This window comes from Streptomyces sp. BYX5S (assembly GCF_054724165.1).
The window spans coordinates 786,962-801,898 of the sequence record NZ_CM138829.1 but is presented as its reverse complement, the minus strand read 5'-3'; the positions used below and the strand labels follow the sequence as shown (position 1 = coordinate 801,898).

The window sequence follows — 14,937 nt, the reverse complement described above, 5'->3', positions numbered from 1 at the left end:
CGCGCATACGGGGGCGCCCCGAGCCGGACCGACCGGCTCGGGGCGCCCCCGTATGCGCAGACCTTTACGAGTGCGTGCGCAGCAGCGTCCGCATCGTGCGCATCGCCACCGACAGGTTCGCCAGGTCGAACGAGTCCGAGCCCTGGATCTCCTCCAGCGTGGACCGCGCCCGGCCCAGGATCGCGGCGTTCTTCTCCTCCCACGCCTTGAACCGCTGCTCCGGCGTCGAGGTGCCGTTGCCCGCCGCCAGTACGTCGGCGGTGAGCGCCGCGTGCGCCGCGTACAGGTCCTCGCGGATGGAGGCGCGGGCCATGGACTGCCAGCGGTCGGCGCGCGGCAGCTCGATGATGCGGTCCATGAGCTGCGTGATGGCGAGCCGGTCGGCGAGGTCGTAGTAGACCTCGGCGACGGCCAGCGCGTCCTTGCCGTTCCGGTCGGCGATCTGCACGATGTCGAGCGTCGGGAACGCCGAGGAGAACCCGGCGACGCGCTCCGCCAGCTCCTCCGGCACCCCGGCGCCGGTCAGCTCGTCGAGGATGCCCTGGTACCACTCGGCGTCCGCGCCGCGCAGCGTCTTCGGCAGCTCGGCCCAGACCTTGGTGACGCCTTCCTTGAAGAAGTCGATGGTCTCGGCCAGCTGGAGCGGCTGCGGACGGTTGTTGAGCAGCCAGCGGGTGCCGCGCTCGACGAGCCGCCGCGAGTGCAGCCGGATCCGCGTCTGGACGTCGGCGGCGACGACATTGTCGAGCGCCTCGACCGCGTCCCACACCTCGCTCAGGCCGAAGATCTCGCGCGCGGCGAGCTGCGCCCGCACGATCTCCTCCAGCGACGCGCCCGTCTCCTCGCGGAGGCGGTGCAGGAACGTCGAACCGCCCGTGTTCACGGTGTCGTTGACGAGGACCGTCGTGATGATCTCGCGGCGCAGCGCGTGCGCGTCGATCGCCTCCGCGTACTTCTCCCGCAGCGGCTGCGGGAAGTAGGCGTGCAGCAGGCGGCGCAGGTACGCGTCGTCCGGCAGCGAGGTCTGGATCAGCTCGTCGGCCGCCGTGATCTTCGTGTACGCGAAGAGGACGGCCAGCTCCGGCTGGCTCAGCCCGCGGCCCGAGTTGAGCAGCTCCCGGATCTGCCGGTCGTTCGGCAGGAACTCCAGGGCCCGGTCGAGGTGGCCCTGCTTGCCCAGGCGGCGCATGAACCGCTGGTGGGCGTGGAGCAGGGACGGCGCCTGGGCGCAGGAGTTGGCCAGCGCCGTGTTCTGCGCGTAGTTGTTGCGCAGCACCAGGTGGCCGACCTCGTCGGTCATGGCGGCCAGCAGCTTGTTGCGCTGCTTGACCGTCATGTCGCCCTCGGACACCAGCCCGTTGAGCAGGATCTTGATGTTGACCTCGACGTCGGAGGTGTTCACACCGGCGCTGTTGTCGATGGCGTCGGTGTTCACCCGGCCGCCGCTGCGGGCGAACTCGATGCGGCCCAGCTGGGTCGCGCCGAGGTTGCCGCCCTCGCCGATGACCTTGGCGCGCACGTCCTGGCCGTCGACGCGGATCGGGTCGTTGGCCTTGTCGCCGACGTCCGCGTTGGACTCGACCGACGACTTGACGTACGTACCGATGCCGCCGTTCCACAGCAGGTCGACCGGAGCCTGGAGGATGGCCTTCATCAGCTCGGCCGGGGTCATCTTCGCCTGGCCGGACTCGATGCCGAGGGCCTCGCGGATGTGGGCGTTGAGCTGGATCGACTTGGCGGCGCGCGGGAAGATGCCGCCGCCCGCCGAGATCAGCTCCTTGTTGTACTCCGCCCACGACGAGCGCGGCAGCTCGAACATGCGGCGGCGCTCGGCGTACGAGGTCGCCGCGTCCGGCTTCGGGTCGATGAAGATGTGCCGGTGGTCGAAGGCGGCGACCAGGCGGATGTGCTCGGACAGCAGCATGCCGTTGCCGAACACGTCACCGGACATGTCGCCGACGCCGACGACCGTGAAGTCCTCGGACTGCGTGTCGACGCCCAGCTCCCGGAAGTGCCGCTTGACGGACTCCCAGGCGCCGCGGGCGGTGATGCCCATGCCCTTGTGGTCGTAGCCCGCCGAGCCGCCGGAGGCGAAGGCGTCACCGAGCCAGAAGTTGTACGACTCGGCGACCTGGTTGGCGATGTCGGAGAACGACGCCGTGCCCTTGTCGGCCGCGACCACGAGGTACGTGTCGTCCTCGTCGTGCCGCACGACGTCGGCGGGCGGGACCACTTCACCGGCGACGAGGTTGTCGGTGATGTCGAGGAGCGCCGAGATGAACGTCTTGTAGCTGGCGATGCCCTCCGCCATCCACGCGTCCCGGTCCACGGCCGGGTCCGGCAGCTGCTTGGCGACGAAGCCGCCCTTGGCGCCGACCGGCACGATGACGGTGTTCTTCACCATCTGCGCCTTCACCAGGCCGAGGATCTCCGTACGGAAGTCCTCACGCCGGTCCGACCAGCGCAGACCACCGCGCGCGACCTTGCCGAACCGCAGGTGCACGCCCTCGACGCGCGGCGAGTACACCCAGATCTCGTACGCGGGCCGGGGCTCGGGCAGGTCGGGGATGGCCTGCGGGTCGAGCTTCATGGAGACGTACGCGTGCGGCTTGCCGCCGCCCGCCTCCTGGAAGAAGTTCGTGCGCAGCGTCGCCTTGATGACGGTGAGGAAGGACCGCAGGATGCGGTCCTCGTCGAGGCTGGCGACCTGGTCGAGGGCGCCGTCGACCTCTTCGAGCAGCCCGTCGATCAGCTCGGTCCCGGCGCGCTGCCGGTCCGGCGACATCCGCGCCTCGAACAGGGAGACGAGCAGCCGGGTGGTGTGGACGTTGGTCCGGAGGGTGTCCTCCATGTAGTCCTGGCTGAAAGTGGACCCCGCCTGGCGCAGGTACTTGGCGTACGCGCGCAGCACCATCGCCTGACGCCAGTTCAGGCCGGCGCCCAGGACGAGCGAGTTGAAGCCGTCGTTCTCGGCGAGTCCGGTCCAGGTCGCGGCGAAGGCCTCCTGGAAGCGCTCGCGGCCGTCGGCGCCGAGGTCGTCCCCGTTGCCGTTCGCCGGCTTCGGCATGCGCAGGCCGAAGTCGTAGATCCACGCGGTCTTGCGGTCGCTGCACCGCAGCTCGTACGGCCGCTCGTCGGTGACCTCGACGCCCAGGCGCTGGAGCACCGGCAGGACGGCGGAGAGCGAGACGGACTCGCCGATCCGGTAGATCTTGAAGCGGCGCTCGCCGGGGGCCGCGCCCACCGGCTCGTACAGGGAGAGCGCGAAGTCCTGCTCGCCCTGCGCCAGTTGCTCCAGGTGGACGAGGTCGGCCACGGCGGCGCGCGGCGAGTGGTCCGCCTTGTAGCCCTCGGGGAACGCCTGGCCGTAGCGGCGCAGCAGCTCGGCGGCGCGCTCCTCGCCGCACTCGGCGTTCAGCGCCTCCCCGAAGCCGTCGGCCCAGGAGCGGGCGGCCTCGACGAGGCGGGCCTCGATGCGGTCCTTGTCGGCGTCGGAGAGCTCCGGCAGCTCGGTGCCCGGCGGGACGCGGACGACGAAGTGCAGCCGGGAGAGGATCGACTCGGTGTTCCAGGCGGTGAAGTCGACGCTGGTGCCGCCGAGCTCCTCCTTGAGGATGTCGATGATCCGCAGCCGGACGCCGGTGGTGTAGCGGTCGCGCGGCAGGTAGACGAGGGCCGAGTAGTAGCGCCCGTACTCGTCCTGGCGCAGGTAGAGCCGCAGACGGCGGCGCTCCTGGAGGTAGAGGACGCTCGTGACGATGGAGCGCAGCTCGTCGGCCGGGGTCTGGAACAGCTCGTCGCGCGGGTACGTCTCCAGGATCTGGAGCAGGTCGCGGCCGTCGTGGCTGTTGGGCGAGAACCCGGCGCCCTTGAGCACCTCGGCGACCTTGCGCCGGATGACGGGCACGCGGCGCACGGACTCGGTGTACGCGGCGGAGGAGAAGAGCCCCAGGAACCGCCGCTCGCCGACGACGTTGCCCTCGGCGTCGAACTTCTTCACGCCGACGTAGTCGAGGTAGCTCGGCCGGTGCACGGTGGCGCGGCTGTTGGCCTTGGTGAGGACCAGCAGCCGGTGCTCGCGGGCCTTGGCGCGGGCGTCGGCGGGCAGCCGGTTGAAGGACGGCGAGACGGGGTGGTGCTCGTCGCGCTCGTGGTGCGGGTCGGAGCGCAGGATGCCGAGGCCGGTGCCGGGCACGGCGGACAGCGAGTCGTCCTCGCTGAGGTCGTACTCGCGGTAGCCGAGGAACGTGAAGTGGTCGGCGGCCAGCCAGCGCAGCAGCTCGCGGGCCTCCTCGACCTCCTGGTCGGGCAGGTCGCCGGCGGTCGGCTCGCCGGGCAGCTCCTCGGCGATCCGCAGCGCCGAGTCCCGCATCTTCTCCCAGTCCTCGACGCACTCCCGTACGTCGGACAGGACGCGCAGCAGATCGGCGGTGATCTGCTTGAGGTCCGCGCGGTCGGTCTCGCGGTCCATCTCGACGTGGATCCACGACTCGGTGAGCACGTCGTGGCCCTCGGCGGACGTGCCGGCCGGCAGCACTTCGAGGAGCTTGCCGGTGACGTCGCGCCGCACGGTGATCTGCGGGTGGATGACGACGTGGATGCCGCGCCCCTGCCGGGACAGCTCGTTGGTGACGGAGTCCACCAGGAACGGCATGTCGTCGGTGACGACCTCGACGACGGAGTGGCTGCACGTCCAGCCGTTCTCCTCGACGGTCGGGGTGTGCACCTTCACGTTGGCGGTGCCCTGCGGACGGTTCTCCGCGAGGCGGTGGTGCGAGTGCGCCGCCCCGAAGACGTCGACCGGGTCGCGGTCGCTCAGGTCCTCCGGTGCGGTGTGCAGGTAGTAGCGCTGGAGGAACGCGAGCACGCTGTCGATGTCCTTGGTGGCGTTCGTGCCCGAGCCCGTCGCCCCAGTGGGTAGGTTCCCCCCTACCGGGCTGTTCTCAGCTACCCGTGCCGCCCTGGTGAGCAGCTCGGCTTTGGCTTCGTCCAGCTTGGTCTGCATTGTCCTCTGGCTCCTGTCGCGCGCCGTTGCGAGACGTAGATGTGGCGTAGATGAATCGCTCGGCACAACGCCTCGACGCGGGGTGTCCGGTCTGGGACGACGTTATGCCGGGATGGGAGAAGTGCGGACGACAATGCGCCGTTTTCAACGAAAAGGCCATCCGCCCGAAATGATCAGCGACTCGGCGCCGGGCACGGCCGCTGTGGCGGGTCGTGTTCTCCCGGCGCGGGCAGGGGGCGACGATGCCCCCGCGAGATATCGCGCTGATCACGGGACCAGGCTATCGCTCCCCCAGGGTGAGTCGTCATGAGCCGTATGTGTACAAAACAAGCGGTGGAACTTTGACACTCTGCACAGAACCCCTGAACCCCTTGCGCGGTACGGGCTCTTGCCGACGCGGCGGCACGGCGCCACGTTGGGCTGACGACACGACGGATCCCGGCGAGGGGAGCGTGTGACCAATGGCACCCAAAATCCTGATCGTCACCGGCGACGCGGCGGAGTCGCTGGAAGTCCTCTACCCGTACCAGCGGCTGCGCGAGGAGGGCTACGAGGTCGACATCGCGGCCCCCACCCGCAAGAAGCTGCGCTTCGTCATCCACGACTTCGAGCCCGGCTTCGACACGTACACGGAGAAGCCCGGCTACACCTGGCCCGCCGACCTGGCCTTCGCGGAAGTCGACCCGGGCCAGTACGCCGCTCTGGTGATCCCGGGCGGCCGGGCGCCGGAATACCTGCGCGCCGACGCCGAGCTCCGCAAGATCATCAAGTCCTTCTTCGACACCGACCGGCCCGTCGCGCAGATCTGCCACGGCCCGCTCCTGACGGCGGCGGTCGACGGCCTGCGGGGCCGGCGCGTCACGGCCTACCCGGCCCTCGAAATGGACATGCAGGCGGCGGGGGCGAGCTTCCAGGACGCGGAGGCGGTGGTCGACGGCACCCTGGTCTCCTCGCGCGCCTGGCCGGACCACGCGCAGTGGATGCGGGAGTTCCTCACGGTGCTGCGGGCGAAGGCGCCGATGTCCTAGGGCGGCCGGGAAAGTGCGGTGGCTGCCCCGCCGACGAGGGCAGCCACCGAAACGCGCGCCGCTTCGTATGCAGCGACGGGGGGCCGATGCCACGACAGCCGTGGGGAGTTGACCATTGCCGTCCGGCACCCCGCCGCGCGATTCCTCCGAAGCACGCGACACCCCTACAGCCTGCCGCGCCCACCCCTCCGGGACATCGGTATCGCCCGTTCCCCGTATACGCATCTCCCCAACACGAAGGGAATCCGTATACCTAGCCGAATCAAGCCCTCCGGCGCCCTTCCCAGCCCTCCGGCGCCCTTTCCAGCCCTCCGGCGCCCTTTCCAGCCCTCCGGCGCCCATTCCAGCCCTCCGGCGCCCATTCCAGCCCCTCCGGTGATCTTTCCAGCCCTTCCGGCGAACCATTCCAGCCCCTCCGGCGCTTGAGGAGCGGGGTCCGGGGCAGAGCCCCGATCTTTTGGAGCCCCTCCGGCGCTTGAGGAGCGGGGCCCGGGGCGGAGCCCCGCGACCGCAACAACCGGCTCCGCCTACGCCCGCTCGACCCCCGACCCCATCACGGGAATCTCCGTCCTCGACCCCACCCCCAACTTCGCCAAAATATGCTCCACATGCGCATCCGCCGTCCGCTTCGAAATCACCAACCGCTCCGCGATCTCCCGATTCGACAACCCCTCGGAGACCAACGCCGCCACCTCCCTCTCCCGCCGCGTCAACGCATCCACCCCACCCCCACGCGCCGCAGGCATCCGCACGCCCACCGACACCACCGGCACATCCGCCCCCGCCCGCACCGCATCCAGCACCTGCGCCCCCGACAACCGCGCCCCCACCCCCCACCACCGCCGGAACTCCTTCTCCCCCAGCCCGGCCCGCACCGCCTCCCGCACCGCCTCCTGCTCCTCGAAGAGCGACGGCAGCATCCCGACCGGGTCCCCGCCCCCCAGCCGCCGCGCGTTCTCCGCGTACCCGAGCAGCCACGCCGCCCGCACATGCCGCTCACCGTGCGCCGCGGACCATGCGAGCCCGAGGCAGCACAGCGCCGCGACCAGCACCTCGTCGATCTCCGCCGCCGCCTCCAGGCCCCGGCACAGCGCCGCGACGGCCGCCTCCCGGTCCCCGGCGAGCCAGAGGATCAGCCCCTGCACCATGAGCGTCGACCCGAACAGCTGCCGCTCCCCCGTGCCCTCCAGGTAGGCGAGCCCCGTCCGGCACAGTTCGAGCGCGCCGTCCGTGTCCCCCAGCACGCCGAGCAGCAGCGCCCCTTCGTAGTGGATGACGGCGATGCCGAGCCCGTCGCCGCCCGCGAGCAGCCGCTGCCGCGCGCCCTCCAGGGCGTCGAGCCCCTCCGGCTCCCCGCACAGCGCGGCGAGCCCGCCCAGGTACGCCTCGCAGAACAGCTCGACCCGGTCGTTCTCCGAGCGCCGCGCGATGTCGACGGCCCGGTGGAACAGTTCGAGCGCGCCCGGCAGATCGCCCCGCCACACCGCGAACAGGGAGATCATGAACCGCCCCCACGCCTGCTCCTCGCCCACCTCGTCGAGGAGCGCGAGCCCCTTCTCGATCCAGTACCGCCCCTCGGAGAGCAGGCCGACGGCCCGCCAGTACGGCCCGAGCTGCGCGGCGAACCACAGCCCCGCGGCCACCGTTTCGGGGCTCTGGTACGCGTACTCCAGCGCGGCCCGGACATCGGCCTGCGCCGCGCGCAGCGTCCGGTAGTGGCCGACCTGCTCGGTCGTCAGGAAGTTGTCCCAGTAGCGCTGCCCGAGGTCGCGGTGGTACGCGGAGTGCCGGCGCCGCACCGCGTCCCCCTGCCCCGTCTCCTCCAGCCATTCGGCGCCGTACTCGCGGATCGTGTCGAGCATCCGGTACCGCCCGCCGTTCTCCCCGATCCGCTGGACGACGGACTTGTCGACGAGTCCGATGAGCTGCTCCAGCACATCCCCGCCCGTCAACTCGCCGCCCGCGCCCACGACTTCGGCGGCCGCCAGCTCGAAGGAGCCCGCGAAGACGGACAGCCGCGCCCACAGCAGCCGCTCCTTCGGCGTGCACAGCTCGTGCGACCAGCCGATGGCCGTACGCAGCGTCTGGTGCCGCGTGAGCGCGGTGCGCCGCCCACCGGTCAGCACCTCGAAGCGCTGCCCGAGCCGCTGCACCAGGTGTTCGAGCGGCACCGCCCGCAGCCGCACCGCCGCCAGCTCGATGGCCAGCGGAATCCCGTCGAGCCGCCGTGCCAGCGCCGCCAGCTGCTCCCGGTTCGCCTCGTTCACGGCGAACCCCGGCACCACGGCGGAGGCGCGCTGCACGAACAGCTCCAGCGCGTCGTCCGGCCCGAGCGGCGCGATGGCGCAGCACCGCTCCCCCGGAACGTCGAGCGGCTGCCGGCTGGTGGCGAGCACATGGACGCCCGCGGCCTCCCGCAGCAGTACGTCGGTGAGCATGGCGCAGGCGTCGACCAGGTGCTCGCAGGTGTCGAGGACGATGAGCAGCCGCCGCTCCCGCAGGTGCGCGACGACGGCGTCGAGCGGCTCCATGCCCGCCTGCTCCGGCAGTTCGAGCACGGCGGCCAGGGTGGCGGGAATCAGCTCGGGGTCGCGCAGGGCGCTCAGCTCGACGAGCCACACCCCGTCCGGGAACCGCTCGGCGCTGCGGGCCGCGGCCCGCAGCGCCGTACGGCTCTTGCCCACTCCGCCCGGCCCCACCAGGGTGACCAGACGGGAGCTGTCGAAACCGGCCCGCACCTCGGCCAGTTCGGCCGCTCTGCCGACGAACGTGGTGACTTCCACGGGAAGTTGACCGCCCCGCCGCTGCCCGAATCCGAAACCCATTGGCTCTCGCCCCCGTCGCCTCACCGCGCCAGTGATCCCAGCACAGCGTACGCAGCCGACAGCGGAGGGTGAACTGGGTCAGGGCAAAAGGTGGCGGTTCCGGTTCACTCGGCCCGCTCCGGTTGACCGGGCCGTACGGGGCTCAAGCAGCCGCGACGATCCGTTCGGCCTCGCGCACCGCGTCCGCCAGGGTGTCGACGACGGGTGCGCCCACCCTTTCGAGACTGGCCCGGCTGTGCGAGCCACCGGTGTAGAGCACGGCCTGGGCCCCCACGGCGTGCGCGGCCACCGCGTCGTCGGCGGCGTCCCCGATGACCACGGTCCGCTCCGGGGCCACGGATTCGAGCACGCGCAGGTGCCGCACCATGTGCTCGGCCTTGCTGCCGCCGGAAGGACCGGTCCGCCCGTCGACGCGCACGAACCGCTCGGCGATCCCCAACTTCGTTACCAGCGGCACGAGATCCTCGTGTCCGGCCATGCTGAGGATGGACTGGCTGCGGCCGGAGTCCTGCCAGCCGGCGAGCAGCAGCTCGACGCCCTCGGTGAGCCCGCAGTCCACGGCGTGGCGCGCGTAGTGCTGGTGGAACGCGCCGTCCATCGCCGCCCACTCCGCCTCGGTGGGCAGCCGCCCCATCAGCCGCTCGTAGAACTTGGGGATGGGTATGCAGTAGAGCTCGCGGTACTTCTCCAGTGTGATCGGTGCGAGGCCGACCGCCGCGAAGGCCGCGTTGCTGGCGCGGATGACGGCGTCGTTGTCGTGGAACAGCGTGCCGTTCCAGTCCCAGACGATGTGTGTGGCTGCGTGCTTCCCCATGGCCATGGCAGGAATCTACCCACTCCCCCGCGCGGGCCCCCTCAGCGGCCGGCCCCGCCCACCAGGCCCGGGATCTCCTGCGTGGCGAACCACAGCAGCTCGTGGTCCTCGGCGCCGTCCACGACGAACTGCGCGTCGGCGTCGCCCTTGTCGGCCGCGGCGAGCGCGTCCGCGGCGGCCGTGACATCGGCGTCGGCGTCACCGGAGTCGACGTGCACGGCGGCGACCTTCGCCAGCGGCACGGCCTCGCGCACGGTCAGCCCGCCGAGCGCGGCCGGGTCCGCCCCGCGGTCCGCGTCGGCGACGGCGCCCTGGTCGGGTACGTCCACGGCGACGACGACCCGGCGGCGCGCGGCGTCCGGGTCGGCGGCGACGAGCCGCAGCGAGGCGAGCGCGGCCCTGCCCAGCGCCGCGTACTCCAGCTCCTCGATGTCGTCGGAGACGTACCACTCGCGCAGCGCGGGCGTCACGCCGAAGGCGGCGACGGGCGCGGGCCCGATCGCACCGCTCTTGTACGCCTCTGCGAGTCGAGGCAGGGAGAGAGGGACGTACACGCGCATGGTCCGGCTGCTTTCTGGTCTGCGGCGGGATCTTCAGGATACGTGCGACCGTCCCCCTTCGGGCCGCCACCCGCACCGCTCCCCACGTCAACGCCCACCCGCGCCCGTCCGCCGCCCGCTCCCGGAGCCGTGGCCCCCGCACCCCGCCGACCACCCTGATAGGCGAACCCTTCGCCGCTCCCCGGCCCCGCCCACCGGCCCTTGCCGGGACGCTCCCCGGCCTCGTACAAGATCCCCACAAGGAGTTACTCACCGGTATCCGGAGGCGATGTCATCGTGCAGAAGGTGCTTTCCCGGCGGGACGCGCAGCGGGCCACCCGTCCCCCGAATCGCAGGGACAGCCGTCGCCCCGCCGACCGCCGCAGGGCTCCCCAGCCCCCGCCGCACCCCGCGGACCACTTCACCCAGCTGCTGCTCCTGGTGCTGTGCGGGCACCGGCCCCCGCACTGGTTCGCCCGCCACACCGCGGACCGTGCCTACGAGGATCTGCTGTGGCTGGTCGGCCGCCGCCCGCTCGGGACGGCTGGCCCCAGCCCCAGGGTCCACGACATCGGCCACTTCGCATCCTCCGCGGGCGCCTACGAGGTCTTCGCCCGCATCGCCGTGGGCCCCCGGCTGCACGCCCTGGCGTTCCGGCTCCACCTCCACCGGGACCGCCGCTGGCGCGTCACGGCGGTGGAACTGGACGGCCGCCCGCCGCGCGACACCTACGACAGCCCCTGAGAGCCTGTGAACAAACCCCCGTCGTCCGCCCGAAGGGCGGGCGCTGCGGCGTCCGGTGCGTGCGATCGCAAGGCGCCGGAGCGTCCTAGTAGCGGAGCTACTCGGGCGGTTCGGCAACGCCGCGAGCGTGCGTGCCGGGCGTCGCAGCGCAGACGGGGGTTTGTTCACAGGCTCTGAACACGGCGGAGGGCCGGGCAACCCGTGCCCGGCCCTCCGCCGTGTCAGCGCGACGTCACTTCTTGCGACGGCGCCCCTTCTGCTGCTTGCGGCGCTCGGCACGGGTCAGACCGTCCGCGGACGAGCGCGTGGGACCGCCCTCGGTCACGAAGTCGCCCTCGTCGACACCGCCCTCGGCGTTCGGCGCCTGGAAGTGCAGGCGGTCCGGGCGCTGCGGGGCGTCCAGGCCCTTGGCCCGGATCTCCGGGCGGGAGCCGGCCTGCGCGGGCACCGCGTCCTGCTTCTCCAGGTTCGCGGCCGGCGCCTTGTCCTCGACCGGGACCTCCTCGACCTGCTGCTCGACCTGGACCTCCAGGTTGAACAGGTAGCCGACGGATTCCTCCTTGATGCCCTCCATCATGGCGGTGAACATGTCGAAGCCCTCGCGCTGGTACTCGACCAGCGGGTCCTTCTGCGCCATGGCCCGCAGGCCGATGCCCTCCTGGAGGTAGTCCATCTCGTAGAGGTGCTCACGCCACTTGCGGTCGAGGACCGACAGCACGACGCGGCGCTCCAGCTCACGCATGATCTCGGAGCCGAGCTGCTCCTCGCGCGCCTCGTACTGCGCGTGGATGTCGTCCTTGACGGCCTCGCTGATGAACTCGGCGGTGAGCCCGGCGCGGTCGCCGACCTCGTCCTCCAGCTCCTCCACGGTGACCTTGATCGGGTAGAGCTGCTTGAAGGCGCCCCACAGCCGGTCGAGGTCCCACTCCTCGGCGAAGCCCTCGGCGGTCTCGGCACCGATGTAGGCGTCGATCGTGTCGTCCATGAAGTGCTGCACCTGCTCGTGCAGGTCCTCGCCCTCCAGGACGCGGCGGCGCTCGCCGTAGATGACCTCGCGCTGGCGGTTGAGCACCTCGTCGTACTTCAGGACGTTCTTGCGCGTCTCGAAGTTCTGCTGCTCGACCTGCGACTGGGCGGAGGCGATGGCGCGGGTCACCATCTTGTTCTCGATCGGGACGTCGTCCGGCACGTTGGCCATCGACATCACGCGCTCGACCATCTGCGCCTTGAACAGGCGCATCAGGTCGTCACCGAGCGACAGGTAGAAGCGGGACTCGCCGGGGTCGCCCTGACGGCCACTACGGCCGCGCAGTTGGTTGTCGATACGCCGCGACTCGTGCCGCTCCGTGCCGAGGACGTAGAGCCCGCCGAGGTCCTTGACCTCCTCGAACTCCGCCTTGACGGCCTGCTCGGCCTTCTCCAGGGCGGCGGGCAGCGCGGCCGCCCACTCCTCGACGTGCTCGACGGGGTCGAGGCCCGCCTGGCGCAGCTCGGCCTCGGCGAGGTCGTCGGGGTTGCCGCCGAGCTTGATGTCGGTACCACGACCGGCCATGTTCGTCGCGACGGTGACGGCGCCCTTGCGGCCGGCCTGGGCGACGATCGACGCCTCACGGTCGTGCTGCTTCGCGTTCAGCACCTCGTGCTGAACCCCGCGCTTGGAGAGCTGCTGCGACAGGTACTCGGACTTCTCGACGGAGGTCGTACCGACGAGGATCGGCTGGCCCTTGCCGTGCTTCTCGACGATGTCGTCGACCACCGCGTCGAACTTGGCGACCTCGGTGCGGTAGATCAGGTCCGCCTGGTCCGCGCGGACCATCGGCCGGTTCGTCGGGATCGGCACGACGCCCAGCTTGTAGATCTGGTGGAACTCCGCGGCCTCGGTCATGGCCGTACCGGTCATGCCGGAGAGGCCGCTGTCGTAGCCGTCACGCTTGTAGAGGCGGAAGAAGTTCTGAAGGGTGATGGTGGCGAGGGTCTGGTTCTCATCCTTGATGTCGACCCCTTCCTTCGCCTCGATCGCCTGGTGCATGCCCTCGTTGTAGCGGCGGCCGGCGAGGATACGGCCGGTGTGCTCGTCGACGATCATGACTTCGCCGTCGATGACGACGTAGTCCTTGTCCTTCTTGAACAGTTCCTTCGCCTTGATGGCGTTGTTCAGGTAACCCACGAGCGGCGTGTTCACCGACTCGTACAGGTTGTCGATGCCGAGCCAGTCCTCGACCTTGGCGACGCCGGACTCGTGGATGGCCACGGTCCGCTTCTTCTCGTCGACCTCGTAGTCGCCGGTCTCCTCGATGCCCTTCAGCGGGTTGCCCGCCTCGCCCTTCTTGAGGCGGGTGACCAGCTTGGCGAAGTCGCCGTACCACTTGGTGGCCTGGTCGGCGGGGCCGGAGATGATCAGCGGCGTACGGGCCTCGTCGACGAGGATGGAGTCGACCTCGTCGACCACCGCGAAGTTGTGGCCGCGCTGGACGAGCTCGTCCTTGGACCACGCCATGTTGTCGCGGAGGTAGTCGAAGCCGAACTCGTTGTTCGTGCCGTACGTGATGTCGCAGTTGTACATCTCGCGGCGCTGCGCCGGGTTCATGTTCGCGAGGATGCAGCCGACGGTGAGGCCGAGGAACTTGTGGACGCGGCCCATCATCTCGGAGTCGCGCTCGGCCAGGTAGTCGTTCACCGTGATCAGGTGGACGCCCTTGCCGGACAGCGCGTTCAGATACGCCGGCAGTGTGCCGACGAGGGTCTTGCCCTCACCGGTCTTCATCTCCGCGACGTAACCGAGGTGGAGCGCGGCGCCGCCCATCAGCTGCACGTCGTAGTGACGCTGGCCGAGCACGCGCTTGGCGGCCTCACGGACGGTGGCGAACGCCTCGGGCAGCAGATCGTCGAGGCTCTCGCCGTCCTGGTACCGCTGCTTGTACTCGTCCGTGAGGGCGCGCAGCTCGGCGTCGGAGAGGCTGACGAAGTCCTCTTCGATGGAGTTGACCTGGTCCGCGATGCGGTGCAGCTTGCGCAGGATCTTGCCTTCGCCTGCACGCATGATCTTCTGGAGGACGGACACGGGGGTTGGTCTCCTTGCCGGTCGGGCCTGGCACGGTCGGGTTTCTCTGAAAGCAACGGCCATCGTATGCGAGGACCCCACCGTGCCGGGAGGTCTGCCATCACGTCCAACGCACGGGCGGCTCCGAAGGTGCCGGTACGAGCCATGAAAAGTCATGGCGCCCCTGCCGCGCGCCGAGCAGAATCGGGCGATGGACCCCGTGACGCTGACCACCGACCGCCTGAAGCTGCGCACCTTCGTGCCCGCCGACATCGACGAGGTGTACGTCGCGGCCCAGGACCCCGACATCCAGCGCTGGACCACGATTCCGTCGCCCTACGCGCGCGTGGACGCCGAATACTTCATCAACCGGATCGTCGCGGACGGCTGGCGCGACGACACGGAGTACACCTTCGCGATCCGCACGGAGGACCTGGGCCCGGTGGTCGGCGCGGTCTCCCTGCACCACCCGCGCGCGGGGGCCTGGGAGGTCGGCTTCTGGACGGCGAAGCGGTTCCGCGGCCGCGGCTACATGACGGAGGCCGTCCTCGGGGTGGCCCGCTGGGCCTTCACCGACCTCTCCTGCCCTCGCCTGGAGTGGCGCGCGGAGGTCGGCAACGTGGGCTCCCTGACGGTCGCGGAACGCGCGGGCTTCACCATGGAGGCCACCCTGCGCGCGGCCATGCCCAACAAGGGCGTCCTCCGCGACTGCTGGCTCGCCTCCCTCCTCCCCCACGACCTCACCCTCCCCACCCCCCTCCCCTACATCCCTTCCCGAACCCCGTAGAGCCCCACCCCGCCCCGCCTTGGGCGATCGGCCGACGTTCTCCCCACCCACCCGAACCGCCCCCGCCTTGGGCAATCTGCCGACGTTCCCCCACCCACCCGAACCGCCCCCGCCTTGGGCAATCTGCCGCCAAGGGCGGCAGGGTGGGCAAGGCG

8 protein-coding genes are annotated in these 14,937 nt (G+C 70.7%); 3 read left to right on the top strand and 5 right to left on the bottom strand.

Features of this window, described 5'->3' with window-relative positions; all coding sequences use genetic code 11:
• Nucleotides 1-64: 64 nt before the first annotated feature.
• Nucleotides 65-5,005, bottom strand: a complete 4,941-nt coding sequence (locus tag ACYBSK_RS03585) for an NAD-glutamate dehydrogenase (protein ID WP_460245143.1) — start codon at nucleotides 5,003-5,005, stop codon at nucleotides 65-67.
• Nucleotides 5,006-5,466: 461 nt separating this feature from the next.
• Here ACYBSK_RS03585 and ACYBSK_RS03580 point away from each other — a divergent pair, with 461 nt between their 5' ends.
• Nucleotides 5,467-6,033, top strand: coding sequence for a DJ-1/PfpI family protein (locus tag ACYBSK_RS03580; protein ID WP_460245142.1), 567 nt, complete (start codon nucleotides 5,467-5,469; stop codon nucleotides 6,031-6,033).
• A gap of 527 nt (nucleotides 6,034-6,560) precedes the next feature.
• Here the strand turns inward: ACYBSK_RS03580 and ACYBSK_RS03575 are convergent.
• From ACYBSK_RS03575 to ACYBSK_RS03565, 3 genes are all read right to left on the bottom strand, one after another.
• The gene (locus ACYBSK_RS03575) at nucleotides 6,561-8,858 is read right to left on the bottom strand and encodes a helix-turn-helix transcriptional regulator (protein WP_460245141.1); all 2,298 of its coding nucleotides are present in this window, start codon (nucleotides 8,856-8,858) and stop codon (nucleotides 6,561-6,563) included.
• A 142-nt stretch (nucleotides 8,859-9,000) separates the two neighbouring features.
• Nucleotides 9,001-9,672, bottom strand: a complete 672-nt coding sequence (locus tag ACYBSK_RS03570; RefSeq protein WP_460246954.1) for an HAD family hydrolase — start codon at nucleotides 9,670-9,672, stop codon at nucleotides 9,001-9,003.
• A gap of 41 nt (nucleotides 9,673-9,713) precedes the next feature.
• Nucleotides 9,714-10,232, bottom strand: a complete 519-nt coding sequence (locus tag ACYBSK_RS03565; RefSeq protein ID WP_460245140.1) for a DUF6912 family protein — start codon at nucleotides 10,230-10,232, stop codon at nucleotides 9,714-9,716.
• A 276-nt stretch (nucleotides 10,233-10,508) separates the two neighbouring features.
• Here ACYBSK_RS03565 and ACYBSK_RS03560 point away from each other — a divergent pair, with 276 nt between their 5' ends.
• On the top strand, nucleotides 10,509-10,955 hold the full coding sequence (locus tag ACYBSK_RS03560) for an Rv3235 family protein (RefSeq protein ID WP_460245139.1): 447 nt from the start codon (nucleotides 10,509-10,511) through the stop codon (nucleotides 10,953-10,955).
• A 232-nt stretch (nucleotides 10,956-11,187) separates the two neighbouring features.
• On the opposite strand, the gene secA is transcribed toward ACYBSK_RS03560, so the two are convergent.
• Nucleotides 11,188-14,016 (bottom strand): preprotein translocase subunit SecA, encoded by a 2,829-nt coding sequence (gene secA / locus ACYBSK_RS03555; RefSeq protein ID WP_457475348.1) that lies wholly within the window; start codon nucleotides 14,014-14,016, stop codon nucleotides 11,188-11,190.
• A 190-nt stretch (nucleotides 14,017-14,206) separates the two neighbouring features.
• On the opposite strand from secA, the gene ACYBSK_RS03550 reads away from it, so the two are divergent.
• Nucleotides 14,207-14,782 carry a GNAT family N-acetyltransferase gene (locus ACYBSK_RS03550; RefSeq protein WP_460245138.1) on the top strand — a complete coding sequence of 192 codons (576 nt, stop codon included), beginning with the start codon at nucleotides 14,207-14,209 and terminating at the stop codon, nucleotides 14,780-14,782.
• Nucleotides 14,783-14,937 lie beyond the last annotated feature (155 nt).

Coding starts and splice junctions, on each gene's coding strand:
- ACYBSK_RS03570 (WP_460246954.1), bottom strand. CDS start 9,672: ATGGGGAAGCACGCAGCCACACACATCGTCTGGGACTGGAACGGCACG.
- ACYBSK_RS03580 (WP_460245142.1), top strand. CDS start 5,467: ATGGCACCCAAAATCCTGATCGTCACCGGCGACGCGGCGGAGTCGCTG.
- ACYBSK_RS03575 (WP_460245141.1), bottom strand. CDS start 8,858: ATGGGTTTCGGATTCGGGCAGCGGCGGGGCGGTCAACTTCCCGTGGAA.
- ACYBSK_RS03565 (WP_460245140.1), bottom strand. CDS start 10,232: ATGCGCGTGTACGTCCCTCTCTCCCTGCCTCGACTCGCAGAGGCGTAC.
- ACYBSK_RS03550 (WP_460245138.1), top strand. CDS start 14,207: ATGGACCCCGTGACGCTGACCACCGACCGCCTGAAGCTGCGCACCTTC.
- ACYBSK_RS03585 (WP_460245143.1), bottom strand. CDS start 5,005: ATGCAGACCAAGCTGGACGAAGCCAAAGCCGAGCTGCTCACCAGGGCG.